At 54.0% G+C, this 26,076-nt stretch carries 25 protein-coding genes and 1 other annotated feature; of the genes, 10 read left to right on the forward strand and 15 right to left on the reverse strand.

Annotated elements, in window-relative coordinates; genetic code table 11:
* Positions 1 to 301: 301 nt before the first annotated feature.
* The 7 genes from D5269_RS09535 (at position 302) to fabG (ending at position 8,014) form a co-directional block, all read left to right on the forward strand.
* A complete protein-coding gene (locus tag D5269_RS09535) occupies positions 302 to 844 on the forward strand; it encodes a dihydrofolate reductase family protein (RefSeq protein ID WP_120485174.1) in 543 nt (180 codons plus the stop codon).
* A gap of 149 nt (positions 845 to 993) precedes the next feature.
* The gene (locus D5269_RS09540; protein ID WP_158604926.1) at positions 994 to 2,001 is read left to right on the forward strand and encodes an RING finger protein; all 1,008 of its coding nucleotides are present in this window, start codon (positions 994 to 996) and stop codon (positions 1,999 to 2,001) included.
* Positions 2,002 to 2,077: 76 nt separating this feature from the next.
* Complete coding sequence (gene galU / locus D5269_RS09545) at positions 2,078 to 2,953, forward strand: UTP--glucose-1-phosphate uridylyltransferase GalU (RefSeq protein WP_120485176.1); 876 nt, start codon at positions 2,078 to 2,080, stop codon at positions 2,951 to 2,953.
* A gap of 66 nt (positions 2,954 to 3,019) precedes the next feature.
* Positions 3,020 to 3,249 (forward strand) — a binding site (T-box leader).
* Positions 3,250 to 3,344: 95 nt separating this feature from the next.
* A complete protein-coding gene (gene pheS, locus D5269_RS09550; RefSeq protein WP_120485194.1) occupies positions 3,345 to 4,364 on the forward strand; it encodes a phenylalanine--tRNA ligase subunit alpha in 1,020 nt (339 codons plus the stop codon).
* 14 nt (positions 4,365 to 4,378) lie between these two features.
* Positions 4,379 to 6,760 carry a phenylalanine--tRNA ligase subunit beta gene (pheT, locus tag D5269_RS09555; RefSeq protein ID WP_016315518.1) on the forward strand — a complete coding sequence of 794 codons (2,382 nt, stop codon included), beginning with the start codon at positions 4,379 to 4,381 and terminating at the stop codon, positions 6,758 to 6,760.
* Between the two features lie 169 nt (positions 6,761 to 6,929).
* On the forward strand, positions 6,930 to 7,175 hold the full coding sequence (locus tag D5269_RS09560) for an IreB family regulatory phosphoprotein (protein ID WP_016315517.1): 246 nt from the start codon (positions 6,930 to 6,932) through the stop codon (positions 7,173 to 7,175).
* A 104-nt stretch (positions 7,176 to 7,279) separates the two neighbouring features.
* Positions 7,280 to 8,014, forward strand: a complete 735-nt coding sequence (gene fabG / locus D5269_RS09565; RefSeq protein WP_199735718.1) for a 3-oxoacyl-ACP reductase FabG — start codon at positions 7,280 to 7,282, stop codon at positions 8,012 to 8,014.
* A 61-nt stretch (positions 8,015 to 8,075) separates the two neighbouring features.
* Here fabG and D5269_RS09570 read toward each other — a convergent pair whose 3' ends face one another.
* From D5269_RS09570 to D5269_RS09615, 10 genes are all read right to left on the reverse strand, one after another.
* Complete coding sequence (locus D5269_RS09570; protein ID WP_016315515.1) at positions 8,076 to 8,378, reverse strand: hypothetical protein; 303 nt, start codon at positions 8,376 to 8,378, stop codon at positions 8,076 to 8,078.
* Between the two features lie 154 nt (positions 8,379 to 8,532).
* Positions 8,533 to 10,914 carry an endonuclease MutS2 gene (locus tag D5269_RS09575; RefSeq protein ID WP_016315514.1) on the reverse strand — a complete coding sequence of 794 codons (2,382 nt, stop codon included), beginning with the start codon at positions 10,912 to 10,914 and terminating at the stop codon, positions 8,533 to 8,535.
* Positions 10,915 to 10,970: 56 nt separating this feature from the next.
* The gene (recO, locus tag D5269_RS09580) at positions 10,971 to 11,732 is read right to left on the reverse strand and encodes a DNA repair protein RecO (RefSeq protein WP_158604927.1); all 762 of its coding nucleotides are present in this window, start codon (positions 11,730 to 11,732) and stop codon (positions 10,971 to 10,973) included.
* Positions 11,677 to 11,865 (reverse strand): hypothetical protein, encoded by a 189-nt coding sequence (locus D5269_RS09585; RefSeq protein ID WP_158604928.1) that lies wholly within the window; start codon positions 11,863 to 11,865, stop codon positions 11,677 to 11,679. The genes recO and D5269_RS09585 overlap by 56 nt, the downstream gene beginning before the upstream one ends.
* Positions 11,866 to 11,970: 105 nt before the next feature.
* Positions 11,971 to 12,864, reverse strand: coding sequence for a GTPase Era (era, locus tag D5269_RS09590; protein WP_120485178.1), 894 nt, complete (start codon positions 12,862 to 12,864; stop codon positions 11,971 to 11,973).
* A 28-nt stretch (positions 12,865 to 12,892) separates the two neighbouring features.
* Positions 12,893 to 13,369: a diacylglycerol kinase family protein gene (locus tag D5269_RS09595; RefSeq protein ID WP_120485179.1), complete on the reverse strand. Its 477-nt coding sequence runs from the start codon at positions 13,367 to 13,369 to the stop codon at positions 12,893 to 12,895.
* Positions 13,347 to 13,856 (reverse strand): rRNA maturation RNase YbeY, encoded by a 510-nt coding sequence (gene ybeY, locus D5269_RS09600; protein ID WP_016315510.1) that lies wholly within the window; start codon positions 13,854 to 13,856, stop codon positions 13,347 to 13,349. Before ybeY ends, D5269_RS09595 begins: the two co-directional genes overlap by 23 nt.
* The gene (locus tag D5269_RS09605) at positions 13,853 to 14,830 is read right to left on the reverse strand and encodes a PhoH family protein (RefSeq protein WP_120485180.1); all 978 of its coding nucleotides are present in this window, start codon (positions 14,828 to 14,830) and stop codon (positions 13,853 to 13,855) included. The genes ybeY and D5269_RS09605 overlap by 4 nt, the downstream gene beginning before the upstream one ends.
* A gap of 164 nt (positions 14,831 to 14,994) precedes the next feature.
* Positions 14,995 to 16,218 carry a sporulation protein YqfD gene (locus D5269_RS09610; protein WP_158604929.1) on the reverse strand — a complete coding sequence of 408 codons (1,224 nt, stop codon included), beginning with the start codon at positions 16,216 to 16,218 and terminating at the stop codon, positions 14,995 to 14,997.
* A 34-nt stretch (positions 16,219 to 16,252) separates the two neighbouring features.
* Positions 16,253 to 16,546, reverse strand: coding sequence for a YabP/YqfC family sporulation protein (locus D5269_RS09615; RefSeq protein ID WP_016315507.1), 294 nt, complete (start codon positions 16,544 to 16,546; stop codon positions 16,253 to 16,255).
* An 84-nt stretch (positions 16,547 to 16,630) separates the two neighbouring features.
* On the opposite strand from D5269_RS09615, the gene D5269_RS09620 reads away from it, so the two are divergent.
* From D5269_RS09620 to D5269_RS09630, 3 genes are all read left to right on the forward strand, one after another.
* Complete coding sequence (locus D5269_RS09620; protein WP_120485182.1) at positions 16,631 to 17,743, forward strand: hypothetical protein; 1,113 nt, start codon at positions 16,631 to 16,633, stop codon at positions 17,741 to 17,743.
* Between the two features lie 47 nt (positions 17,744 to 17,790).
* Positions 17,791 to 18,009, forward strand: coding sequence for a hypothetical protein (locus tag D5269_RS09625; protein WP_016315505.1), 219 nt, complete (start codon positions 17,791 to 17,793; stop codon positions 18,007 to 18,009).
* Between the two features lie 68 nt (positions 18,010 to 18,077).
* Positions 18,078 to 20,885, forward strand: coding sequence for an N-acetylmuramoyl-L-alanine amidase (locus D5269_RS09630; protein ID WP_120485183.1), 2,808 nt, complete (start codon positions 18,078 to 18,080; stop codon positions 20,883 to 20,885).
* Positions 20,886 to 20,941: 56 nt separating this feature from the next.
* Here the strand turns inward: D5269_RS09630 and D5269_RS09635 are convergent, their stop codons facing one another.
* The 5 genes from D5269_RS09635 to iorA form a co-directional block, all read right to left on the reverse strand.
* Entirely contained in the window at positions 20,942 to 21,418 is a 477-nt protein-coding gene (locus D5269_RS09635) for a YbaK/EbsC family protein (RefSeq protein ID WP_120485184.1), read from the reverse strand.
* A gap of 198 nt (positions 21,419 to 21,616) precedes the next feature.
* Positions 21,617 to 22,042 (reverse strand): ACT domain-containing protein, encoded by a 426-nt coding sequence (locus D5269_RS09640; RefSeq protein WP_120485195.1) that lies wholly within the window; start codon positions 22,040 to 22,042, stop codon positions 21,617 to 21,619.
* A gap of 172 nt (positions 22,043 to 22,214) precedes the next feature.
* The gene (locus tag D5269_RS09645) at positions 22,215 to 23,516 is read right to left on the reverse strand and encodes a phenylacetate--CoA ligase (protein ID WP_016315501.1); all 1,302 of its coding nucleotides are present in this window, start codon (positions 23,514 to 23,516) and stop codon (positions 22,215 to 22,217) included.
* Positions 23,517 to 23,686: 170 nt separating this feature from the next.
* Positions 23,687 to 24,262 (reverse strand): indolepyruvate oxidoreductase subunit beta, encoded by a 576-nt coding sequence (locus D5269_RS09650; RefSeq protein ID WP_016315500.1) that lies wholly within the window; start codon positions 24,260 to 24,262, stop codon positions 23,687 to 23,689.
* Positions 24,262 to 26,007 carry an indolepyruvate ferredoxin oxidoreductase subunit alpha gene (gene iorA, locus D5269_RS09655; protein ID WP_199735719.1) on the reverse strand — a complete coding sequence of 582 codons (1,746 nt, stop codon included), beginning with the start codon at positions 26,005 to 26,007 and terminating at the stop codon, positions 24,262 to 24,264. The genes D5269_RS09650 and iorA overlap by 1 nt, the downstream gene beginning before the upstream one ends.
* Positions 26,008 to 26,076 lie beyond the last annotated feature (69 nt).

The raw sequence follows: 26,076 nt of genomic DNA on the forward strand, positions 1-26,076 counted from the left end.
ATTTTAATCTTTTTAATTCCATATTCCTGATTATATCTCTTTTTGGCAAAATTTCAAATGCTGTTGCCCTGGCCTGTTTCAAAGTAGAGAAAACGGATGACTAACAAACAATCAGCAGCTATAAAGAAAAAATGCAGAAATATACAAGTTCTGTTTTGATGAAGTGTTTAAAAAGCTGGCCAGCAGGCGACTTCAGATCGAAAGGGGCAGTCCCCATCTGGCTCCCTTGATGCAGGCAGGCACCCGTGTTATAATTGGACTGCTTTCCCAAGTGCAAAATTTCGGTTTTTCGGAGGTCTCTATGTGTAAGGTAATCCTGTATATTGCAATGAGTCTGGATGGTTATATCGCAGATCGGGACGGCGGTGTTGCCTGGCTCGCTGGTGATGGCAGTGACTGCGGGCATCCGGGAAGTTATCCGGATTTCATCCAGACCGTTGATACCGTCGTCCTTGGGTACAGAACTTATCATCAGATTATTTCCGAACTCTCTCCAGAAAACTGGGTTTACCGCGGGCTGAAGAGCTATGTCTTTACCCATCGGAAGCTGCTTTCTACGGAAGAGATTCTGTTTACCGGCCGATCCCCCGCGGATCTGGTTGCCGAACTGAAAAACAGCAGTAGTGGAATCTGGGTCTGCGGAGGTTCAGACATCGCCAACCAGCTTCTGGAGGCTGGGTTGATTGACGAACTTTTTATCTCAGTGATCCCTACCATTCTGGGAGGTGGCATTCGGCTGTTTACCGCCGAGCGCTCTATGGGCTTGATGCTCCTGTCTGTCCTGCATTATAACGGGATTGTAGAGATGAGGTACCTGTTAAAGGAGACACCAGATACTGTATGATTTTCAAGTAGCAGGCAACAAATCAGCTGTTTTTGTAAAATTAGGCCGATTTGTTCATAATTACGCCCTTGAAAAATCTAGAAATCCATGTATCATATTCACATAAGGATCACACAAGCAAAGTTTTGAATGGTTCAGGAGTTGATTTTTTGGCACACTATACAGGTGTACATTGTCCGGTATGCGATAAAAAATTTACGGATGAGGATGATATTGTTGTATGCCCGGTATGCGGGACACCACATCACCGCGCCTGCTACCAACAGGAGGGCCGGTGCGCATTCGAAGAACAACATATCAAGGGGCATACCTGGGAGCCATCCGGGCGGGATACCTATACGGGACAAGAACGGACCGATCATGCGTCCAGCACAGCCTGTCCCTCCTGCGGTGCGAACAATCCGCCAAGCGGACTATTTTGCCAGATCTGCGGGACTCCGCTCCGGAAAACATCCGATCCGGCAGGTCAATGGCAGTGGCAGCAGCCTTCCCAACAGTCAGGGCCAAATCCTTATGCCAGCTCTAATGCCTATAATGCCTCTTTTGGAGGCCTGTCTCCGGACGACCAGATCAACGGCATTTCGGTGCGGGATCTTGCGCTCTATATCGGGCCGAACTCCCACTATTTCCTGCCTCGGTTCAAGCAGATGTCCGAACACACCGGAATATCATTTAACTTTTCGGCATTCCTGTTCCATTTTGTCTATTTCTTTTACCGCAAAATGTATCTGGCTGGGACGCTCCTGCTTCTGCTTGCGGCAATGACCTTTGTTCCTGCACTGTTTATTGCGCGGGAATACACGATATTTGTGCTGGAAAACTTCTCAGATATCTCTGTTGGGATCATGCCGGTGTTCGAGCCGGTCAACCACCTCTGGGCCTATCGCCTACTTCCTTACACCCGAATGGTTATGCTCGGGATCATGTTCCTGCTCGCGCTTTTCGCCAATCAACTCTATATGCAGCATGTGTTCCATAAGGTCGCTAAAATCCGCGAACATTTGGGCAGCACGGCGAACGATCAAATCTATACCGATTCCCTTGTCCGCTGCGGACGGACCAGCCGTGTTGCAGTCGTTCTCTGCCTCGTTGGCGCAGCCGCAGCCTATTTTGGATCATGTCTGCTGATCGCTCTTACTGTCATCGCAGGGGCTTAGTGGATAGACGGAAGCTTTCTGCCAAAGACACCAAATAGCTTTTTTAGACAACGATTTGTGTTATGGAGGGTTCTCTATGAAAGTACGTAAAGCAGTCATCCCGGCAGCCGGTTTGGGCACACGGGTGCTTCCCGCTTCCAAGGCTGTCCCGAAAGAGATGTTACCCATCGTAGATAAACCGGCGATCCAGTATATCGTGGAAGAAGCGGTCGCCAGCGGGATCGAGGATATTCTAATCATCACCAACCGTGGGAAATCCCTGATTGAGGATCATTTCGACCATGCCCCTGAGCTGGAGGACAAGCTCCGTTCGTCCGGCAAACAGGATTTGTTCGATCAGGTGGTTTCGCTGGCGCATCTGTGCAATATCCAGTATGTGCGCCAGAAGGAAACGCGGGGACTCGGCCATGCAGTTGGATGTGCAAAATCATTTGTCGGCAACGAGCCGTTTGCGGTGCTTTATGGGGATGATGTCGTCATCTCCCCGCCCGGAAAACCCGCAATCGGCGAACTGATCGCAGTCCATGAAACCTATGGAAAGAGTGTGGTCGGTATCAAAGAGGTGCCCGATGATCTGCTGCGCAGCTACTGCACGCTTGGAGTTAAGCCGGTTCAAAATGCGGTCTATGAAGTGTTCGACATGATCGAGAAGCCGCTCCCCGAAGAAGTGATTTCGAATTTCGCGATTCTGGGGCGGTGCGTTCTGACTCCGGACATCTTCGAGCTGATCGAGAATACCCCGCCCTCCCGAAACAACGAAGTCCAGCTGACCGACGCGATGCGCACCCTCGCCAAACGGGGAGATATGATGGGGATTGCCTACACAGGGAAACGTTACGATATGGGAAACAAGCTCGGGATTTTGCAGGCGACCATTGAGGTAGGACTTACCCATCCTGAAATCGGAACCGGCCTGCGGGCCTATCTGAAGGAAATCGCCTCCACCCTTTAACAAAGGCAGGCGATCAAAAAAAGCCCCTTGCAAATTTGTTCAGGATATGCTATGATACCTCACAGTAACAACGCTGAGATCGGGAAAGTAGCCTGTCCCCCGCTGATTCAGAGAGGTTTGTCACCGGCTGAAAGCAAACTGCAGTGGAAACAGGTGAAGTTCGCCCGTGAGCGGCTCCGCTGAACCGGAAGAAGTAGGCGGCAGACGGTTTGCCCCGTTACCGGCAGCAGGAGTGCCCGGCCTTGGCTGGGAATATGGGTGGTACCACGGACGCTTTTCAGCGGTTCGTCCCTTTTCGGAGGGACGGACTGTTTTTTATTTGGAGCGGGACGATATTTCCCGGAAATCCTGCACCGCAGTTTTCAAAGGAATCATTAGGAGGAGAATCACCATGCTAAACGCACTGCAAACGATCAAGGAGCAGGCGGCACAGGCGCTGGCGCAGACCGGCGACCCCAAACTGCTCGATGAGCTTCGCGTCAAATACCTCGGAAAAAAGGGTGAACTGACTGCCATCCTCAAGCAGATGGGCAAGCTCTCGGCCGAAGAGCGGCCGAAAGTGGGTGCCTTCGCAAACGAGGTGCGCGCCTCTATCGAAGCGCTGATCGACGAAAAAGCCGCTTCGATCAAAGCTGAGATGCAGTCCAAAAAGCTGGAGGCTGAAAAACTCGACGTCACAATGCCCGGAAAAGCCGCCCCGATCGGCAAACCGCACCCGCTCACCAAGGTATTGGATGAAGTCAAGGAAATTTTCCTTGGGATGGGTTTTTCGATCGCGGAAGGCCCGGAGGTAGAACTGGATTACTACAACTTTGAGGCTCTGAATATTCCGAAAGACCACCCTGCCCGAGATACACAGGACACCTTCTATATCTCGGACAACGTGCTTCTGCGGACACAGACTTCCCCTGTCCAGATCCGCACAATGGAAAACCAGAAACCGCCGATCCACATCATTGCTCCTGGAAGGGTCTACCGTTCGGATGCAGTCGACGCTACCCATTCCCCTCTCTTCCACCAGATCGAAGGGCTGGTAGTCGATAAAGGGGTCACCATGGCGGATCTGAAAGGTACGCTAGAACTGTTTGTCAAACGGCTGTATGGTGAAGAATCGGTGGTCCGGTTCCGTCCGCACCACTTCCCGTTCACCGAGCCGTCCGCTGAGCTGGATGTCCAGTGCTTCGCCTGCAAGGGTGAGGGATGCCGTCTCTGCAAGGGCGAAGGCTGGATCGAAATTCTCGGCTGTGGTATGGTGCATCCCAAGGTGCTTTCGATCTGCGGAATCGACCCCGAGGAGTACAGCGGATTTGCGTTTGGGATGGGGCTTGAGCGCATCGTCATGCGCCGCTACAACATCAGCGACATGCGCCTGTTCTTCGAGAACGACGTACGGTTCCTCAACCAGTTCTAAGGGGGTAAACGATCATGAATTTGTCGATCAGATGGCTACAGGATTATGTGGATATTGGACATGTCTCCCCCCGCGCATTCGCGGAGAAGATGACCATGTCCGGTTCCAAAGTGGAAGGTTACGAGATCGAAGGCAGCGAGATCCGCAACGTGGTTGTTGGCAAGCTGCTTTCGGTAGACCCGCATCCGAATGCGGAAAAACTGGTAATCTGCAAGGTGGATGTCGGCTCGGGGGAGCCGATCCAGATCTGTACCGGCGCACACAATGTCAAGGCCGGCGATATTGTACCGGTTGCGCTGGATGACAGCGACCTGCCGGGCGGCAAGCACATTCGAAAGGGCAAGCTGCGCGGCGAGGAAAGCAACGGGATGCTCTGTTCGCTCGGCGAACTCGGACTGACGCAGCACGATTTTCCCTATGCTGACGAGGATGGTATCTTCCTGCTGGAAGAACCGGACGTCCAGCTCGGACAGGACATCCAGAGTGCACTCGGCTTAAATGATACCTGTGTTGAATTTGAGATCACATCCAACCGTCCCGACTGCCTGTCTGTGACCGGGCTTGCGCGGGAGGCGGCGCTCACCTTCGATGTTCCGCTGAACCTGCCCAAACCGGCTGTCAAAAATACAGTGGATGACATCCACAACTATCTCTCGGTAGAGGTCACCGCACCCGATCTCTGCCCGCGCTACGTCGCGCGGATGGTCAAAAATATCAAAATTGAGCCTTCCCCGCGGTGGATGCGCGAGCGCCTGCGTGCTTCCGGTGTCCGCCCGATCAATAACATTGTTGACATCACCAACTATGTCATGCTGGAGTACGGCCAGCCGATGCACGCATTTGACCATAAATTTGTTGAGGGCGGGAAGATTGTCGTCCGCCGCGCAACCGAGGGAGAAACGATTGTGACACTCGACGGAGTGGAGCGCACACTTACTCCAGATATGCTCACGATTGCCGATGCAAAAAAACCGTCCGCGGTTGCGGGCGTGATGGGCGGCGAGTATAGCGGCATCGTTGACGATACCAATATGATCGTCTTTGAGTCCGCCTGCTTCAACGGGCCGTCGGTCCGCACCACTGCCAAAAAGCTCGGGATGCGCACCGAAGCTTCCGGACGGTTTGAAAAGCAGCTTGATCCCGCAACCTGCATCCCTGCGGTTGAGCGGGCCTGCGAGCTGGTAGAGCTGCTCGGCGCAGGAGAGGTGGTCGGCGGTACGATCGACGTGGACAATGCGGACCGGACAGAACGCCGCATTCCATTCGATCCGGCATGGATCAACCGGTTCATCGGCATCGACGTGCCAGTCGAGAAGATGAAGGAAATTCTGACCCGCCTCGAATGCCGGATTGACGGCGGCGACGTGATCCCGCCCTCCTTCCGCCTCGATCTGGAGCATAAAGCAGATATCTCCGAAGAGATTGCCCGGTTCTATGGCTACGACAAAATCCCTTCGACTGCAATCCGCGGGGTTGCAAACGGCAGCTATACCGACAAGCAGAAGTTTGACCGCAGCATCCACTCGATCCTGCGGGCGCAGGGATTGTCCGAAATTTCGACCTATTCGTTCATCAGCCCAAAATATTACGATAAGATCGGCCTGCCTGCGGACAGCAGCTACCGCAACTGCGTGGTCATCAGCAATCCGCTCGGTGAAGATACCAGCGTCATGCGCACCACGACGGTCCCCTCAATGCTCGAGGTGCTCTCCCGCAACTACAACAACCGGAACAAGTCCGCTTCCCTCTATGAAATCGGTACTGTCTATCTGCCTCGAGAGGGACGGGAACTGCCGGAGGAAACTCCATTCATCACCTTGGGTGCATACGGGAGCGAACAGGATTTCTTCTCGCTGAAGGGGACTGTTGAAACCCTGCTCAACGGGCTGGGGATCGAAGGATATGAGTTTACCGCCTGTTCCACCCACCCCACCTACCATCCGGGACGCTGTGCAGTGATATCGATCGGTGATGCAACCCTTGGCATGATTGGTGAAGTGCATCCTTCTGTCTCCGAAAACTACGAGATTGGTACGCGGGTCTACCTTGCTTCACTCAGCGAGGCCGTGATGTTTGCGCATGTTGCTCCAGAAAAGGGTTACACTCCCCTGCCTAGGTTCCCGGCTTCCACCCGCGATCTTGCACTAATCTGCGAGGATGCCCTGCCGGTCGCCGAATTGGAAAAGGCAATCCGTGGTGCAGTCGGCAACATTCTGGAACATGTCTCTCTGTTCGACATCTACCGAGGCTCACAGGTTGCGGAAGGCAAAAAGAGCGTCGCATACAGCCTGACCCTGCGTGCAGATAACCGCACCCTTACCGATGAAGAGGCTGACGCGGCGGTAAAACGGGTTTTGAAGGCGCTCAAAACAATCGGTGTCGAAATCCGCAGCTGAAATCCGGTATAATCCAAACCGTTGTTGCATAAAATAAACCATATAAAACTTTGCATCCCCTTGCTATTCCTCGAACTTTGTAGTAAAATAAACTTGTCATCAATCAGCGCAGCGGTTTCCGGCAGGCTGATTGCATCGAGCGACGTACTGTCAAAAAAGAGGTGATGTAATGCACGAGCCAACAATTTCGTTTTCAATCCATGAGGATAAGGAGCAGCAGTTAAAGGAGATTCTAACCGCCGTTTATGATGCTCTGCGTCAAAAGGGCTATAACCCCATCAATCAGATCGTGGGTTACATCCTGTCGGAAGATCCGACCTATATCACGACTCACAACAACGCACGCGCGCTGATCCGCAAGATCGACCGCGACGAGCTGCTCCAGCTTTTGGTTAAAAGCTACCTTAACGATTAGAAACAGCGGATTCAGACGCCCCCGCCGTAAAGACGGGGGCGTCTGTTTCACCCCTGGCAGATTTTTTCGCGAATGGTTCGATCACAAGATATGGAGGAATCCGGATGTCTAAAACGGTACTGATTACTGGCGGCTCCCGCGGGATTGGGGCTGCGGCTGCGATGCTTTTTGCGCAGGAGGGATACCAAGTGGCGGTCAATTACTGCACAAACCGACTCCGGGCGGTCGAGGTCGCTACTCGTATCCGATCGCTTGGTCAGGATGCGGAGGTCTTTTGCGCAGATGTCTCTGACCGTATCCAAGTGGGGGCTATGGTGAATGCTGTTGAACAGCGGTTCGGCAGCATTGATGTGTTGGTCAATAACGCTGGAATCGCTCAACAGAAGCTGTTCAACGATATTTCCCCTGCCGAATGGGAAAGGATGCTCGCGGTCAATCTGACTGGGATGTTCCATACCTGCCAGTGTGTCCTGCCGCAAATGATCCGCCGCCACAGCGGAAAAATTATCAATATTTCCTCTGTCTGGGGGATCACCGGAGCTTCGTGCGAAGTCCACTATTCCGCATCAAAAGCCGCGGTAATCGGCCTAACCAAGGCGCTTGCCAAAGAGGTCGGGCTGTCGCACATCACGGTAAACTGTGTTGCGCCCGGAGTGATCTCCACCGAGATGAACGCCGCGCTCGATCAGGAGACGCTCTCCGCCCTTCAGGAGGAAACCCCGCTCGAGCGGATCGGCTCGCCGGAGGACGCTGCCCACGCGATCGTCTTTCTTGCATCCGAAAAGGCAGATTTTATCACCGGACAGGTCATCAGCCCTAACGGCGGGTTCGTAATCTGAAAAACCATCCCCACATCCAGAACACCGGATGTGGGGATGGTTTCATCTGCTGCACAAATCATCAGGACTTACTGCTCAGCTGACGTTCCAGCCAGATCGAGGCGATATTCAGCGCATCGTACAGGTTGTTCTTCTCTGTCTTTTTGATGATCCGATCCCGCGGCCGCAGTTCATCATCGGTCGACCAGATCTGAACCGAAACTTTATTCGGAAGCATGGTGTCTTTAAAAGGAGATTCCCCAAGAATTTGCAGCATCGCCACATATTTGTCCCCCATGTCTCCGTAATAAATGGTCTTATCGCACCGAACCAAAGGACGCCCTTTGAAGGTCAGTGCGCCGGGTTGGGTAATCTTTTTTTCCATAAAATCCCTCGCAATCTATCTTCATTGATTTGTTTAACAAAAAACTCGTTTGAAACGAAAGCCCAAGCGCAATTTGCCCTTTCACATCATAATCCTGTCAATGGGATACAAACACATTGTTCTTATGATAGCACATTTTCGCGTTTCTGTAAAGCTATTTCAGCTCTGCAACTGTAACCCCTGATTCCCCTTCCCCGTAAGCTCCCAGGCGGAAGGTCTTTATATTCTTATGGCTCTTGAGCCGCTGCTGGACCGCGGCACGCAGCACCCCTGTGCCTTTTCCGTGGATAATGGTGATCGACGGCACATTCGAAAGGACACAGCTGTCGATAAACCGGTCAAGCTCGACCAATGCTTCATCGGCGGTCATGCCGCGCAGATCTAGCTCCGTTTTTGCGCTGCGGACCGATTTGGAGGAAACGCCGCGGGTTGAGATGCCTGCATTATTGAAAGTTGTGCGTTTCTTGCCCATATCGACCAGCCTTACCTCCGACTGATGCACCTTTGTCTTGAGGATGCCCGCCTGTACAGTGACGTATCCCTGGCCATCCGGGGCGGACAGCAGGGTTCCTTCCCTGTTCATCGAAAGCAATCGCACTGTATCCCCCCGTTTCAATGGGCGGGAAGGCGTATAGTTCTCCGGATTTTTGCGGGTCACAGGGTCCGCAAGGTCCTGTAATTTTCGCATATCAGCGCGGAACGAAACCTTAGCCTGTGCCAGCCGCTCCTCAAATGCAGCGGCATCCTTCGCCTTTTTCAGCTCGTCTAGTTCGTCAAGCATCGCCTGTGCCTGGGCATGAACCTGTTCTACAATCCCTCGCGCCTGCTGCCGCGCCCTTTCAAGTTCCCGCTCCCGCTCGGCCTGCATCGTCCGGCGCAGCTCATCGGCTTCCTGACTCGTCCGCTGCGCCTCGATCCGATTGGTTTGTGCCAGTTCCCGCTCATGTTCCAGTTCCTGGCGGGTCGCTTCAAGCTGGGAAACCACATCCTCGAACTGTGTATTCTCTTTTGAAATATGCGCCCTTGCGCTCTCGATGATCTCGACCGGCAAACCCAGCCGTTCACTGATTGCAAAGGCATTGGAGCGCCCAGGCACTCCGGTCAACAGACGGTAGGTCGGCCTCAGAGTAGCCACATCAAACTCGCAGCTCGCATTTTCGACGCCTTCTGTATTAAGTGCAAACATCTTGATCTCTGCGTAATGGGTGGTAGCAACTACCCGGGACCGCTGCGCTCGAAGCTGTTCAATTACCGCGACCGCCAGTGCCGCGCCTTCAACTGGATCGGTCCCCGCGCCCAGCTCATCCAGCAGGACCAGAGACTTTTCGTTTGCCTCCTGCAAAATCCGGATGATATTGGTCATATGCGCCGAGAAGGTCGAGAGGCTCTGTTCAATGCTCTGCTCGTCACCGATGTCGACTAGTACATTTTCAAAAACCGGGATCGAGCTTCCATCTGCCACTGGCAACATCAGGCCGCACTGCGCCATCAGCACCAGAAGTCCCAATGTCTTGATCGCTACAGTCTTTCCCCCTGTGTTGGGTCCAGTGACTACCAGCGTGTCAAACCCGTCGCCAAGGCGCAGTTCAATCGGCACCACCTTCTCTTTCTCAATCAGAGGGTGCCGCGCTTTTTTCAGGAAAACCACCCCATTTTCATTGAGGTTTGGAATGGTTGCGTGCATCTCGTCAGCGAGCCTGCTCTTTGCAAAATAAAGGTCAAGTTCAACGATTGCCTCATAGCTGCCCTTAATGCTCTCGGCACATCCGCCGACCTGCGCAGACAGTTCCTGCAAAATACGCCGGATCTCCGCCTGCTCTCTGCTTTGGAGAAGACGGATTTCATTGTTCGCCTCAACCACTCCCATCGGCTCGATGAAAACGGTAGAGCCGGATGCCGAAGTGTCATGGACCAGACCTTTGATCTCGTTTCGATATTCGATTTTGACCGGCACAACGAACCGCCCATCACGCTGGGTAATGATGTTTTCCTGCAAAAATTTCTGATAGGTAGCAGAGCGCACCATTCGATCCAGCACTTCTCGGGCCCTTGCCCCCGATTGACGGATCTTGCGCCGAATTTCTGACAGCTCCGGACTTGCATTGTCGGCGATCTCGTCCTCTGAGAGGATCGTCGCCGAAATATTCCGCTGCAAAGTAGGGAGCGCGACCACCGACCCGAGTAAAATGTCGAGACTGGTAGGATCTCCCTCAAGCTGATGTCCCCAACGCTCGATCGTCTCAATCGCACGAAGCACGCGTGCCACATCCAGAAGTTCTCTCGGGGAAAGCTGCGCGCCGATCGAGGCACGCTTGAGTGCACCCGAACAGTTTTCGATCGAACCGATTGATGGGGTCGAGTACCGGTTGGTCAGCGCATTTGCATCTGATGTGAACCGCATTAATGCACGTACATCCCGCAGATTATCTGCAGGTTCGACCGCAAGCGCCATTGCCCGGCTGTCCGCACAGCAGCAGTGCTTCGAAAGACGCAAAAGCACCTTGTCAAGTTCTAATGCTTTACAATATTTATTCATAAACTCCTCCCCTGCTCATGCAGGCCATCTCAACGCCTTATGTATCCATGTGTTGTTTAAATCTGCATAGAAAGATAAAAATCCAGCGTTTCAAGGCGTTTTTCAATCTGTGTCATGACATAATGTTGGGTGATCTCGTTCAGATCCATAAGCTGCTCTTTCGGAGCTGTAAAGGAAAATAACTTTTCAGACTCCGCGTAAAGAATATGCCGCATTGCAGCGAGTACCGTCCTCGAAAGGGGAACCCGAATCTGGTTTTCAGGGTAATTCTGGATACACGCCCCACAAGCGATCGACGCACTTTGCGGGAGGAAATAAACCACATCCGACTCGAAGCATCCACAGCCTGTGCAGGCAACCAGATTCGGCATATAGCCTGCCATCGTCATCAGACGCAGCTCGTAGACTGCCTTAACGAACCCGCAGCTCCTCTTCCCCCGGTCGAGCAGATAGAGTGAGTTGAGCAGCAGCCGCAGATAATCGAGAGCTGGCTCCTCATGGGGTGCCAGCTCTGCAGTGAGCTGGCAGAAATAAGAGGCCAGAGAAAGCTTCTCCACATCCCCACGCACCCCCATAAACAGGCTGTTTAAATCCGCTTTATCAACGCTGTACTTTCCCTTGTTCTCAAACAGCACAAAACACGAGTAGCTTAACAGCTCACCTGGGACTCGCAGAACCCCACGCGGCTTTTTCGCCCCTCGTGCATAGGCCGTAATGACGCCGCGCTCCTTGGTTAAGAGCGTCAGCACACTGTCATATTCTTCAACCGCCCGCTCCCGCAGTACGATCCCATCGGTCGTGATATGCACTGTTCTCACCTGTTGCCGTCCGAACATCGCCCAGCACCGGTCTCCCCTGCCCCTGCTGCTTGATATCCAGATAGTTCAAATAATCGGCTACCCTGCCGGTATGCAAAAAGGCATCGTATGCCTGCTGCTCATTTGGCTGCACCACAACCACCTCCATCAGACTCTACGGAAGTAGTGTTCGCTGTTTTTCTTCAGTTATCAGAGGGAATCGTTCTCACAATTTCCATCAATTTTTAGGTTGACAAACTCAGTTGAATCCGAATGAGCGGATCACATTTTCCCGGTTGCGCCAGTCCTCCCGGACCTTGACCCAACATTTCAGATTCACCTTGCAGCGGAGGAAATGCTCGATGTCCTCCCGAGCCTGACTCGCTACCCGCTTCAGCATTCCGCCGCCTTTGCCGATAATCATCCCCTTGTGACTTTCCTTCTCACAATAAATCTGTACTTCAATATCAATGAGCTGTTGTTCCTCACGCTCGTGCATCCGCTCAACAGTCACTGCCACACCATGGGGAATCTCGTCATACATGTTTTTAAGCAGCTTTTCCCGTACAATCTCGGCAACGATCACCCGCTCGGGCTGATCGGTCAGGGTATCCTCATCAAAAAAGAACGGGGACGGTGCTGCGAATTTTTCCAGCTCGTCCAGAACCGCGTCCACCCCATCCCCTTTCAGCGCGGAGATCGGAACCACAGCCTCAAATGGATGTGCCTGGGAAAAGGCCAAAATCCGAGGCATCAGTTTTTCACGCAGGTCAAGTGTGTCGATCTTGTTGATCGCAAGAATAGCCGGAATCCGCTGCGCCTGAAAGGACGCTATCAGTTCCTGTTCGGCTTTCTGAATCTCGCCGGCCGGCTCAACCACCAGAACCGCGACATCCACATCTGCCACGCTTTCATTCACCTGTTTAACCATATATTCCGACAGCTTGGTGCGCGGCTTGTGCAGCCCAGGCGTATCAATAAACACAAATTGGGTATTTTCCCGGGTCAGCACACCAGTGATCCGTGTACGGGTTGTCTGCGGCTTATTCGAAACGATTGCTACCTTTTCACCAATCAGGGCGTTGAGCAGGCTCGATTTTCCAACATTCGGCCTGCCCACAATGGCAACAAACGCTGTTTTTGTCTCTTGCATGAAGTCACTCCTTCAAATGGGTAAAGGTTTATTTTTCGGGGGTGCTAAAGATAAACCAACCGGACAGCAGCAGAGCGGCTACTGTCAGGACAAAATAGAGCGGGCTGGTCAATACCCGCAACCCAAGCGCAGCCAGCCTGTCCGGAATCCAGAAAAGCGAGATTCCCACCAGAACCGCTGCAAAAGCAGATACTGCGACCGCCCCAGCTGCCATATCCTTTGCAGCTTTGGCGAGCGGATGAGGGTTTGGAGAAGCCAAATCAACCAGCGACTCGATCGCCGAATTAACCAGTTCGAGCGAGATGACAGCACCCACAGTCAGGAACAAAAGCGCAAACCGCATCCGGTCCAGTTTGAGCGCCCAACCAAGCCAAAACGCATATCCCGCTGCTGTCAGGTGAATTCGAAGGTTGCGCTCTCTTCCGACACAGGCACGAATTCCCTCCGCTGCATAGCCGAAGCTGCGGAGGAGACGAGCGCATTTACCGCCTGTCCGATACGACATAACTGGTATCCCGCTCCAATCCAAGGCTCGTCAGAATGCTTTCTTCCTTTTCCCGCATCCGCACCTGCTCCAGCCCTCCGGATTCGTGATCGTATCCAAGCAGGTGAAGTATCGAATGGACGGTCAGAAACCCGATTTCGCGCTGGAGGGTATGCCCATAGAGCCTGGCCTGTTCGACTGCCTTTTCCACTGAAATCACCACATCTCCCAGCTGAAGCGCGCCGGTTTCAAAATTGCGGTCGTAATTTCCGTTTTCCCCCAGCGGAAACGAAAGCACATCGGTTGGCATATCCTTGCCGCGGAACTCGGCATTGAGCTGCCGGATCTGCTCGTTAGTCACAAAGCTCACGCTGACCTCCGCATCGTCTGAGAATTTTTCAGCCAGCAGAACAGCATGGCAGCATCGGCGGATCAGCAGCCGTATACCGCTCGGAATTTTGACCAACTTCTGCCGGTTGGAGATCATTACCTTCACACTTCCCGTCATCTGCTTCTGCCCTCCTGATGATTGCTGTTGTAATACCTTTCGTATGCTTTGATGATCGCCTGCACCAACCGATGGCGCACCACGTCCTTCTCATTGAACTGGGTAATCCCGATATCCTCCACATTTTTCAGCACCTTCACCGCCTCGACAAGTCCCGATCGGCGGGCGTCAGGCAGGTCGATCTGGGTCACATCTCCGGTGATAATTGCTTTCGAGTTGAAGCCCAACCGGGTCAGGAACATCTTCATCTGCTCTGGCGTGGTGTTCTGTGCTTCGTCCAAAATGATAAAACTGTCGTCCAGAGTGCGCCCACGCATATAGGCAAGCGGCGCCACCTCGATGTTCTGCCGCTCGACATATTTCGCAAAATTCTCGCTGCCCAGCATGTCGAACAGTGCATCATAAAGTGGACGCAGATAAGGGTCCACCTTATTCTGGAGGTCACCAGGGAGAAAGCCAAGTTTCTCCCCAGCCTCGACCGCCGGACGAGTCAGAATAATCCGGTTGACCTCATGTGCGCGGAATGCCCGCACCGCCATTGCAACCGCGAGATATGTTTTTCCAGTACCTGCCGGACCCACCCCGATGCTGATCGTGTTGTCCCGGATCGAATGGATATATTTTTTCTGTCCGAGCGTCTTTGCCTTGACCGGTTTGCCGGAAGCAGTGATGCAGATCACATCGTCCGACAGGGTTGATACCTGATCTTCGGTGCCCTCGCTGACCATCGCCATGACATAACGGACATTCTGTTCGGTGATCGCTTCCCCCTTGTTGATCAGGGAGAGCAACCCCATAATCGTTCGTACCGCGAGGGATACCCCCTCCTCATCCCCGAATACCTTGATTTCAGAGCCTCGGCAGGTAACGGTTACCTTATATTCCTGTTCGATCAGACGCACATTTTCATCAAAACTCCCAAATAGTGCAAGAGCATGTTCCATCCGGTCGATATTTACCAGTTGTTCGATCATAACTGAACATCCGTCCTTTTTCTTTCAGCGTCTTCTTTAGTATAGCAAAACCCATCTCGTTTAACAAGCATTTTTCACATATTTTTGTGAATATTTTGTGAAATTCTTCCACTATACACAGGAATTCTACAAAATTTCTGCATAACCCATCAAAAAATTCTGTTTTAATAACCGCCCTCTCGCTTGTGAGATGTCTTTTTCTGTTCTTGTTTGTCAAAAACAGGTATTTCTACCTGACGCGCAATATCCTGTTCGATCAGGTATCTGCCGGTCAGGCAGAGCACGCCGTCCACCACTTCGGCGGACCGGTCTGCCGAAAGGATTGTATCCCCCCAGTTTTCTGTTTCCTGTCTGCGCAGCGCTCGTTCCGCGATCCGTAGGGCAGATTCCGGAGAGATCTCCTCCAACCGTGTTTCATAGAACAGATAGTTCTCCCGCGTGATGAGAAATGGCAGTTCCAGCCCAAACAGCTTGGGAGAACGGGTGATGCGTTCGAGCTTATAGTCCCCCTCCAGACCGCGATAAAGGAAGAGTGGGAGCCGAACACCGAACAGTTCGAGATATCGCCGCTTTTTGATCTCGCCGGTCAGGACATATTCCTCCTGCACCAGCGGCACTTCGATCTTCAGCGATTCCGGGATATGCGCGATCACGCGGGCGTTTGCCCGCACCAGATGGGTCATTCCCCAGCGGTCCTCGTTCACCCCGCTGACGATGATCTCCCCTTCGCGCACTGTATCGCCTACCCGCAAAAGGGAGCGTCCATCGGTGACCTCCAACCGTTTGATCTGTCCATCCCGCGCTGCGACCACATTTGCCGGAACGTCGGTGTCGATCTTTTCGGGAGGGCGCACCCGCTCCCGCACCAGCAGAGTCGCTGTCGTACCGCGGATATTGAGCGCTGCCCATGCAAGCCCATCCACCCGGATTACCAGTTCCTCCCGCAGAACCCCGGCGTCGATCCTGCCCTTGAACGACCCTCTGTGTACGCCAAGATCGGCGAGCGCGTTGGTGAGGATCCGGGAATCAATCTGCTCGTTTCCCTCAATCCGGATTACCCAAATAAACTGCTGCATGACCGTCAGGAAGAGTGCGAAGAACAGCACACCGATCAGGATACCCAGCCGTTTCCGGTAGCGATGGATCAAAAATGGAAGTCCATACCGCTCAGTAACTCGGGTGACTACCCCTGCCTTCCGAGCAAGACGATGCATTCTCCGGTAGCCGCTTACCGTCGTGCAGCCGGAGAACGCCCCATCCGACCGTCTGCATTCCCACGAGGGAATATGGTGGTAAGCACACAGATTGATAAACCGTTCGATCGAGCCGGACCGGGCGGAGAATCGGATGTGTCCGCGCAGCCAGCGCAGAAAAAAGATGATAAACAAACTCTTACACCCCTTTGGCGGCGCGCCGCCCTCATTACAAAAATGCGATTGAGGTAAAATACCCCTCTACCATCACGCCGTCGCCGGTCATATATTTGAGCATCAGATTCCTGCCGGTGATCCGTACCACCAGTTTCCCTGCATTGATCCGCACTACTTTGTCGTCATACTCAAGCACTCCCTGACAGTGCTCGATCACTGCTTCCCGGTTTCCAAGCAATTCGATCTCCGGAAGCCCTTCCAGTACATTGAAAGGCAGTTCAAACGTCCGAGAGAGCCGTTCCCGGATCGAACATTTTTCCTCCTGCCTGCGTCTTTTTTTCCACATGGGAAAAGCCTCCTTCCGCATTTTCAGTTTGCTCCCTAGCATAGGTATGAAAAGGCAATTCGATTTATGAAAAAGAGGGATTCTATGAAACAGATTCGATGGTTCTGGGCACCGCTCGCTGTGATGACGGCGGTCGGGCTGCTTTGGAAAACGCAGGAGGTTTCCGACGGTGTGCGGGAGGGGCTGGCCCGCTGTGCCGCTGTGGTGATCCCCTCGCTCTTCCCTTTCATGATCCTTGCGGGATTGATTTCCGCCAGCCGTGTGGGTACCGTTTTAAGCCGGTGGATCGCCCGCCCCGCCGGATGGCTGATCGGGCTTCCCGACTCGCTCGGGGCGGTCTTTCTCATGAGCTTTGTCGGGGGATATCCGGTCGGTGCGCGGATGCTCGCGTCCATGCTTGAACGCCGGGAGATCGACCGCGATACCGCAGCAGCTGCACTCTGCTTGTGCGTTAACGCCGGTCCCTCCTTTTTAATCTCGGCAGTCGGTGCAGGAATGTTCGGCAGCCGAAGAGCAGGAGCCTTTCTGCTGATTGCGCAGGTCTGTTCTGCACTGGTGGTAGGCCGGTTTGTCTGTTGCACACTTCGACGCACCCACCCGATGACATTAACAGCAGATCGCTCAAACTCCAATGGGTTTGTCCATGCGGTGCAGGGGGCAAGCGCAGGCATTCTCGGTATCTGTGCGTTTGTGGTGGCGTTCTCCGCGATCATCGCCCTGTTAAACGCGCTTGGCACCCTGCAAGCAGCCGCCCGGATGCTGGGGGCATTCTTCCCCTCCCTCGGTGCATCGTTCTTTTCCGCATGGATCACAGGACTGCTCGAAGTAACAAGCGGTTGCACGCTCGCCGCCTCCCTGCATACCCGCGCCGGATTTGCGCTCTGCGGATTTCTGGTCTCATTCTCCTCTCTCAGCATCCTGCTCCAGGTAAAGGCCTGCTTTCCCGATCTGCCTCGGTTCTGTCTGCGGCCGTTCTATCTTTCCCGGCTGGTACACGGAAGCCTGACAGCTCTCTTGTCTTGGCTGTTCTGGGGCCTGCTCCCTCCCGAGGAACTTGCCGCCGCAATTATGCAGGGAACCCCGATCCCACACGCTGCGCCCAATATGTTCATTTCCTCCGCCTGCCTGATCGCGATGTGCTCTATTCTGCTGCTTCCAAATCGAAAAAACACTGGAAATGTTAATAATTACGCATAGAAATTTTTTGTCGATTCCTGTATACTGAAACAGTATGGAGGTGCGACATGTTTAAATCCAAACTCTTTTCCGATCAAATTCCCCCTTCCTGTGCCTACTGTAAATTCGGGTTTGTCTCCCAGAATGGCCGGTCGGTTCTCTGTGAAAAAAAAGGGGTGACTGAACCGCATGATTCCTGTAAAAGATATTTATACGCACCGCTCAAACGGGTTCCGAAACGCCCCCGCGCACTGCCGCAGTTTGACCACTCGGACTTTGAGCTTTGAATCGGGGCTGTCCGGAAAGCAGAATATTCAGTAAACCTTATCCTATCTGACAAGGGAGTTCTTCTGCCATGAAATACTATTCCAACCAACGGGGTACGGTAATCCGCACCCTGCTGGCTTCGCTTGCGATTCTCGCGGTGACTTTTACCGTACTCTCCGCATCCGACCTGTTCCACGGCGAAATTATAAAGCGGGAATTCCCGGAGGGAATCCCCGCTACCCCGGAAACCCTGCGCGCCATGACTGTCCGGACGCAAGGCAACGCCGATTTTCCCAGTGCACCCGGGCTCCCTGCCAAAGAGATGCAGGCGGAACTGGACGAAATCGCCGCATTTGCCAATACTTACGGCTATAATGCGATCTTTTTTGAAGCGGTCCCCGAATGTGACGCATTTTATCAGTCGGAAATCCTGCCTTCGAGTTCCTTCTGGACCGGCAAACAGGGCGGATTTACCTTTTTTGATCCTTTGCGCTATCTGACCAACATCTCAAAAACATACAACATACAGGTTTATGCGGTGGTAGATGCGTTTGGGGTTGCCGCTGAAGGCCGGGCGTCAGCGAGTCCGGTCGACAGTGATCTGATTGCCAACGGCCTGCTCGATCCGGACGCACAAAAGGTGCAGTCTCTGCTTCCGGCAGTTGTCAAAGAGCTGACCGGACGTTACGATGTGGCCGGCGTTGTCTTCGCAGGAGTGGATTCCAAGGCGCTCGACTCCCCCTCCTATGCGGAAAGCCTGTCAAAAATCCTGTCCGATTCCCATGACAGCATCCGACAGAAGGGGGCACAGCGGCTGGGCATTGTGGTAAACAGCAACCTGCTTTCGAATGAGCGTGACTTTGTGTCCGCACCGGTGCAGGCGGGGGATCTCGATTTTGTGGTGACCTCGATGGTCAGCGATGCGGATACTGCCGATGGCGTCAAACTGCTGCAAACCGAGCTTTCCGGCTGGGAGCAGCTCTGCGAAAATGCTTCGATCCCCTATTATCCGCTTCATATCGCCTCGGATGAGACCATCTTCACCCACTCGATCGACAACAGCTTCTACTTTGAGCGGCAGTTTGGCGCAGGCGGGTCGGTCATCAGCAACTATGGTTCGCTCCATACCGAACGAAGGATGGCAGCTTACTCGCTTGCCTCATCGTTCCGGCAGCAGCCATCCGAATCTATGCCAGACCTCTCCTACAGTCGGACGTTCCAAGTCACCCGGCCGGCAGAATCCATCACTCTGTCGGATACCGCATATACTACATGGAAAAATTACTTTATCACTGGCACTTCGAACCCTGATCTCCCTGTCCTCTACAACGGTAAGGAGGTCGACCGTCCCAACGAAAATGGGCTTTGGGGTGTTCTGGTAGATGTGGAAGTTGGTACAAATAACTATACGTTCAGCCAGAATGGTACCGAGCGTACGGTGCAGATCATCCGCAAGGAGCCTGCGCAGGCTCCGGATACCATCAGCACGATTACAAAAAGCTCTGTCTATCCCGCGAATCCGGAAGCGGTACTTGCGGGCAGAGGGCTGAAGCTCTCCTGCACTGCGCCTGCGGGCGGGAAGGTGACCGCCCGTGTCGGTGGCCTGACAGCCGAACTGGAACCAGTCTCCTCCGCTGAGGATGGGGTGGCGGTCACCTACCAGCAGACCCTTGATCTCTCTTCGCTCGCCGTTGCCGGACAGGTCAAACGGATTGGGCCTGTCACCTATTCCCTCAGCTATAATGGGATGAACAGTTCCCAGCAGAGCGCGGGGGAGGTCTATGTGGCAGGAGCGGGTGCCGAACCGGTCGCGCGGATCAACAGCTCGTTTGTGCCCATCAGCAGCAACGGGAAGGACGACGGGGAGTATACCACTGTACTGAAAGGGGGCTGTGTGGACACAATCGTTGAGAACAACGGCGGCGGCTATTACCGCCTTTCCTCGGGCGGATATGCGCTCAAATCCACCGTAGAAATTCTGGAAGGTAAAGAAACGGCGGTCAGCGAGGTTTCTTCGATCCTGTTGCGGCAGGTCGAAAAGGGCGAACAGCTCGTGATTACCGGCACCAAACGCCCGGCTTTCACCGGTGAAATGGAGGATGGAATCGTCCGTGTTACCCTTTACAACCTTTCCGGTTTCGAACAGATGGACACTTCGGTGCTCAACAGTACCCTTTGTTCCTCCATCAAATCCTCCATTGCGGAGGACGGCAGTACAGTAACCCTGACCTTCCAGCTAAATCCCGGCTGCGAACTGACCGGTTGGAATGTACAGTTTGACGGTGAAAATACAGTAATTTACCTCAAGCAGAAGCCCCGCCTCCAGCGCAATACCGGCACACCGCTTGCAGGCGTCACCATCCTGCTTGATCCCGGACACGGCGGAACCGATCCTGGCGCTGCTTCGGTTCCCTATAACGCGGGCCCGTGGGAAAACATCCTGAATTATGCGGACTCCTGTGCCCTGCAAAGCCGTCTGGAAGCACTGGGGGCAACTGTCCATCTGACCCAGCGCAACGAGACCATGACACTGAACGAGCGGATGGCAATGGCTGAACAGGTAGATGCAGATATGTTCATCTCCAGCCACCACAACTCCCTCTCAGAACAGGTGGATTCCAATAAAGTGGAAGGGATTGAGGTCTACTACTACAACGGCCAGTCGCAAGTGTTCGCTGAAAACATCGGTGCAAACCTCGCCTCGGTCACTGGGCGCAAGCTCCGGTTTGTCAACTGGTCATGGTACCGGGTCACCATGCTGACCTCCTGCCCCGCAGTTCTGGTCGAATCCGGGTACATTTGCAGCCCTGCTGAATTTGACCGGATTGCAAGTGATTTCGGAATGTTCCAGTATGCGAATGGCGTTGCCGATGCGGTGCTGCAATATTTCCAATAACGGATAAAAACAGCCGTCCACAGAAGTTCTGTGGACGGCTGTTTGCGTTTCCTGCCTTATTCTGCCCAGTCTTTGCAGACATCTACCCATCGGGTCGCTTTCGCATAGGAAAAAAGCTCTTCACAGGTCAGCTCGATTGCCGAATTGCTGCTCCCACAGGCAGGATAGACCGACTCAAACCGTTTGAGCGAGCAGTCGAGCACCGTCTCTACCTGCGGGTTTTCGACCGCGAACGGACACACTCCGCCGACCGCGTGCCCGGTCATTTCGAGCACCTCCTCTGGAGTCAGCATTTTTGCCTTCATCCCGAAGGCATCCTTAAACTTACGGTTGTCGATCCGCGCATCCCCTGCTGCGACAATCAGCACACAGCCCTCTCCCTGTTTAAACGACAGGGTCTTTGCAATCCGCGCTGGGATCACGCCAACCGCCTGCGCCGCAAGCTCGACCGTCGCACTTGAAGTTTCAAACTCCAGCACATCCTGTCCGCGCCCGAGCGCTTCGAAATATGCCTTCACCTTTTCAATCGCCATTTTTCTGTTCCTTTCGCAAAAAGCGAGCGGCGGAATCTCCGCCGCCCACCGTTTTTTATCTGTATGTTATCGTAATTGTCATTGTCCCTTTGACATCCGTCAGTTCGATATCCATAGCGCCGACATATACATAGCATAGTTATATCAGCTGAACCGGCGTAGATTCATCTGAAACTGTCTTTTCTGCCCCATCGCCGTTCAGTAGATTTCCTCTCCGCTGAGAATCGGCACTCCATGTTCACAAAGCACTTTTTCTGCGACTGCGTTGTCCTCAACCCGCAGAACAACATACGCGGTTTTTTCCGCCTTACTGACAAACGCATACATATATTCCACTGTAATCTTGGCATCAGCAAGCGCTTTCAGGGCAGTCACAAGCCCGCCCGGCTCATCGGTGACGCCGACAGCGATCACATCGGTCTGTGAGACGGTGAAACCCTGTTCCCGGAGCGCAGATTCAGCGCGTGCGGGATGGTTGACAATCATGCGCAGGATCCCGAAATTGGTGGTATCGGCGATCGAAAGCGCCCGGATATTGATTTCCTTCTGGCGGAGCACCTCGCTGATCTCCGCCAAACGGCCCGGCTGGTTTTCTACAAAAACGGACAGCTGTTTGATAACCATTCGTAACACCCATTCTGCCATATGGCTTTTATTTCCCTGTCTATGGACAGGGAGCTACAGCTCCATCCGGGCTGTAGCGTTCCTTCCGGCAGTGTACTGCAAAACTGCACAGCCCTGCTCAACGGCAGGCACAAACCGGAAAAACGATTTTGCCTCTGCAACTATGATACCACTAAATCTTGCGTTTGTCGATAACGCGGACCGCTTTTCCTTCGCTGCGCGCGATCGTCTTTGGAGAAACCAGATGGACCTTTGCAGAAAGGCCGAGCATCGCTTTCAGACCTTCGACCAGCTCCTTCTCTCGTGCGGAAATGCCCTTCACCGTATCGTCGAACATCTCCTGTGTCATCTCGACCTGCACATCAAGGGTATCGGTATTCTTCACCCGGTCGACAATGATCTGGTAGTTTGCCGGATACCCGTGATTGAGCAGTACCGTTTCGATCTGGGACGGGAACACATTAACCCCGCGAATAATCATCATGTCGTCACTGCGTCCCATCGGCTTGCTCATCTTGACATGGGTGCGGCCACAGGGGCAAGGCTCGCGGTTCAGCACGCAAATGTCGCGGGTGCGGTACCGCAGCAGCGGGAATGCCTTTTTGGTGATGCTGGTGAACACCAGCTCGCCTTTCTCCCCCTCCGGCAGGACTTCTCCAGTCTCTGGGTTGATGATCTCCGCAATGAAATGATCCTCATTGACATGCATACCGGTCTGCGCTTCACACTCGAACGAAACACCCGGCCCGGAAATCTCGGTCAGGCCATAGATATCATACGCCCGTATCCCCAGCTTTTTCTCAATGTCCCGGCGCATCTCCTCGCTCCATGCCTCCGCGCCGAAAATGCCTGCTTTCAGGCTGATCTCATCTGGACGAATCCCCATTTCTGCAAACGACTCACCGATAAACGCGGCATAGGAAGGCGTACAGCAGAGGATGGTCGCCTGAAGATCCTGGATAAACTGGATCTGACGCTGGGTGTTGCCGGAGGACATCGGCAGGGTCAGGCAGCCGACTTTATGCGATCCACCATTCAGCCCGGGGCCTCCGGTAAACAGCCCGTAACCATACGCAACCTGCACGACATCTTTTTTACTCCCGCCTGCCGCCACAATCGCCCTGGCACAGCAGTCCTCCCAGAGGTCGATGTCCGCCTGGGTATAGAACGCGACCACCCGTTTTCCGGTGGTACCGCTGGTCGACTGGATGCGCACCGCGTCCTCAAGCGGAACCGCCAAAAGGCCATATGGGTAAGCGTCCCGCAGGTCGCCCTTGGTCAGGAACGGCAGCTTATAAAGGTCATCCGTGGATTTGATGTCGGCGGGGGTCAGCTTTTTTTCCTCCATCTTCTGACGATAGTATGGAACATTCTTGTAAACATGGTTGACCGTCTCTACCAGCCGCTCATCCTGCCACGCTTTGATCTGTTCGCGGGATGCGCGTTCGATCTCCGGCTGATAATAGTTTGACAATAGAACCAGTCCTTTCCTGTACGCCCGTTCTCTGTCCGGGCGGTTTCTGAAAGCCTGTATTCCCCATCGCCGATCCGCTCTGCAAAACAGAAAAAACGCAGACAGCCCTTTAAACGGCATGTCCAAACAGCGTCAATCGGTTGTGAATACGGCTTTTTCCTTAAAATAGGTCAATGACCGCGCCCAAGCGCGAACGCCCGGCGGTTCAGTTCGAGGAACTTTGCCGGGACAGTCTTTTCGATCGTCTCCTGCCAGACCTCGTCCGGGAATTCCAGCATCGAGGAAAGCACCCCGATCAGCACAACATTGACCGCCTTGGCGCTGCCCGCCTGATGCGCAAGTGAAAGCGCGTCGAGCGCTGTCACATCGACCTGTTTTTCCCGGAGCTTCTCAAGAATCTCCTCCGGATACGCCATCGCGCCTGTAATGACCGGCATCGGAGAAATCTGCTGGTCGTTGACGATCAGCTTCCCGCCCTGCTTGAGGTAGGGCAGCCAGCGCGCCGCCTCGAGTTTCTCAAACGCGACGATCACATCCGCTTCCCCCATCTCGATCACTGGGGAGTAGACCTTCTCACCGTACTTCACATAGGTAACAACCGAACCGCCCCGCTGTGCCATCCCATGCACTTCCGAAACTTTAACGTCGAATCCCTGCGCCATCAGCACATTGCCCATCAGCTTGGAGGCCAGAAGCGAACCCTGTCCGCCGACCCCAACGATCATAATGCTCTTTACCTGTCCCATCAGCCCTGCACCTCCTCGGAAGTTTTGATCGCGCCAAAGCTGCACATCCTCTGGCAAAGGTCGCAGCCGACACAGAGGGTATCGTCGATCACTGCTTTTCCATCCGCCATATGGATGGCCGGACAGCCGATCTTCATACACATTTTGCAGGATTTGCAGCGCTCCGGATCGACTCGAAGCGGTGGATTGTGTTTGACCTGTTTGAGCAGGGCACACGGACGCCGGGTAATAATGACCGACGGTTCCTCCGCTGTCAGTTCTTCTTTCAGTATCGCTTCCAACGCAGCCAGCTCGTTCGGGTCGACTACCCGTACCCGTTTCACGCCTGCCGCCTCGCAGATTTTTTCGATGCTCACCTGCGGGGCCGGCTGGTTTTTCAGGGTCAGGCCAGTGGTCGGGTTCTGCTGATGGCCGGTCATGCCGGTGATCGAATTGTCAAGCACCAGAACGGTCGAATGGCCGCGGTTGTAGGTAATGTCAATCAACCCAGTGATCCCCGAATGGATAAATGTGCTGTCACCGATTACCGCCACCGATTTCTGCGCGGAATCCCCACCCCGCGCCTGGTTGAATCCGTGTAGGCCCGAAATCGAAGCGCCCATGCAGATGGTAGTATCAAGCGCACCGAGCGGCGGCAGGGCGCCGAGCGTATAGCAGCCAATGTCGCCGCTGACCATAACCTTGAGCTTGCTTAGAACATAAAAGAGGCCGCGGTGCGGGCATCCAGGGCAGAGCACCGGCGGACGCACCGGTACCTGCTCTCCAAACAAAACCGGCTCCGGGCATTCCTTCCCGAGTGCCTGCGCAACCTTGCGCTGGGAAAGTTCCCCTAGCAGGCCGAACAGGTTTTTCCCGCCATCCACACGGATGCCGTTGACCCTGCAATGGGTCTCGATAACCGGGTCAAGCTCCTCGACCACATAGAGCATTTCAACCTGCTTGGCAAACTCCTGGATCATCCTGACCGGCATCGGATGGACCATCCCGAGCTTGAGGACACTCGCCTGCGGGAACGCCTCTTTGACATACTGATAACAGATGCCGGCAGTCACAATGCCGATCTTTGGGTCTCCCATCTCGACCCGGTTCAGCCCGCTTGTCTCGGCAAATTCAGCGAGCTTCTGCATCCGTTCCTCGACAAATACATGCCGTCCGACCGCATTGGCCGGCATCATTACATATTTTTCAGGGTCCTTTGTGTACAGCCGGAGCGGCAGTTCGGTGCGTTCCCCTGTCTCGACAATGCTCTGCGAGTGCGCCACACGGGTACAGGTACGCAGAATGACTGGGGTGTCGAACTGCTCGGAAATCTCATAAGCTGCCTTTACAAAGTCGATGCACTCCTGTGAGTCGGCAGGCTCCACCATTGGTACCTTGGCGGAAACCGCATAATGACGGGAGTCCTGTTCATTCTGGGAGGAATGCATCCCCTGATCGTCGGCTACACAGATCACCATGCCCGCATTGACGCCGGTATAAGCTGCCGTAAACAGCGGGTCCGCCGCCACGTTCAGCCCGACATGCTTCATCGCGCAGAACGAGCGTGCACCGCCGATCGACGCACCAAGCGCAACCTCCATCGCAACCTTCTCATTCGGCGCCCACTCGGCGTAAACCTCCTCATAAAGGCTGACCTGCTCGGTGATCTCGGTCGAAGGGGTTCCCGGATAGCTTGAAGCTACCCGGCATCCTGCTTCATAAAGCCCTCTGGCAACCGCCTGATTGCCCAACATCAACTGTTTCACTCGATCTCTCCTCATTCCTAAACATTGTAATCAAAATACGAAAAAGAATATTCCGATTCGTTTCCAGCC

The sequence above is a fragment of the Anaerotruncus sp. 1XD42-93 genome (assembly GCF_009917605.1).
Taxonomy (GTDB): Bacteria; Bacillota; Clostridia; order Oscillospirales; family Ruminococcaceae; genus Anaerotruncus.

What these genes read in the sequence shown, in the direction of transcription:
- D5269_RS09535 (WP_120485174.1), top strand. Translation starts at nt 302, where the DNA reads ATGTGTAAGGTAATCCTGTATATTGCAATGAGTCTGGATGGTTATATC.
- galU (WP_120485176.1), top strand. Translation starts at nt 2,078, where the DNA reads ATGAAAGTACGTAAAGCAGTCATCCCGGCAGCCGGTTTGGGCACACGG.
- pheS (WP_120485194.1), top strand. Translation starts at nt 3,345, where the DNA reads ATGCTAAACGCACTGCAAACGATCAAGGAGCAGGCGGCACAGGCGCTG.
- pheT (WP_016315518.1), top strand. Translation starts at nt 4,379, where the DNA reads ATGAATTTGTCGATCAGATGGCTACAGGATTATGTGGATATTGGACAT.
- D5269_RS09560 (WP_016315517.1), top strand. Translation starts at nt 6,930, where the DNA reads ATGCACGAGCCAACAATTTCGTTTTCAATCCATGAGGATAAGGAGCAG.
- fabG (WP_199735718.1), top strand. Translation starts at nt 7,280, where the DNA reads ATGTCTAAAACGGTACTGATTACTGGCGGCTCCCGCGGGATTGGGGCT.
- D5269_RS09570 (WP_016315515.1), bottom strand. Translation starts at nt 8,378, where the DNA reads ATGGAAAAAAAGATTACCCAACCCGGCGCACTGACCTTCAAAGGGCGT.
- D5269_RS09575 (WP_016315514.1), bottom strand. Translation starts at nt 10,914, where the DNA reads ATGAATAAATATTGTAAAGCATTAGAACTTGACAAGGTGCTTTTGCGT.
- era (WP_120485178.1), bottom strand. Translation starts at nt 12,864, where the DNA reads ATGCAAGAGACAAAAACAGCGTTTGTTGCCATTGTGGGCAGGCCGAAT.
- D5269_RS09595 (WP_120485179.1), bottom strand. Translation starts at nt 13,369, where the DNA reads ATGTCGTATCGGACAGGCGGTAAATGCGCTCGTCTCCTCCGCAGCTTC.
- ybeY (WP_016315510.1), bottom strand. Translation starts at nt 13,856, where the DNA reads ATGACGGGAAGTGTGAAGGTAATGATCTCCAACCGGCAGAAGTTGGTC.
- D5269_RS09605 (WP_120485180.1), bottom strand. Translation starts at nt 14,830, where the DNA reads ATGATCGAACAACTGGTAAATATCGACCGGATGGAACATGCTCTTGCA.
- D5269_RS09615 (WP_016315507.1), bottom strand. Translation starts at nt 16,546, where the DNA reads ATGTGGAAAAAAAGACGCAGGCAGGAGGAAAAATGTTCGATCCGGGAA.
- D5269_RS09620 (WP_120485182.1), top strand. Translation starts at nt 16,631, where the DNA reads ATGAAACAGATTCGATGGTTCTGGGCACCGCTCGCTGTGATGACGGCG.
- D5269_RS09625 (WP_016315505.1), top strand. Translation starts at nt 17,791, where the DNA reads ATGTTTAAATCCAAACTCTTTTCCGATCAAATTCCCCCTTCCTGTGCC.
- D5269_RS09630 (WP_120485183.1), top strand. Translation starts at nt 18,078, where the DNA reads ATGAAATACTATTCCAACCAACGGGGTACGGTAATCCGCACCCTGCTG.
- D5269_RS09635 (WP_120485184.1), bottom strand. Translation starts at nt 21,418, where the DNA reads ATGGCGATTGAAAAGGTGAAGGCATATTTCGAAGCGCTCGGGCGCGGA.
- D5269_RS09640 (WP_120485195.1), bottom strand. Translation starts at nt 22,042, where the DNA reads ATGGTTATCAAACAGCTGTCCGTTTTTGTAGAAAACCAGCCGGGCCGT.
- D5269_RS09650 (WP_016315500.1), bottom strand. Translation starts at nt 24,262, where the DNA reads ATGGGACAGGTAAAGAGCATTATGATCGTTGGGGTCGGCGGACAGGGT.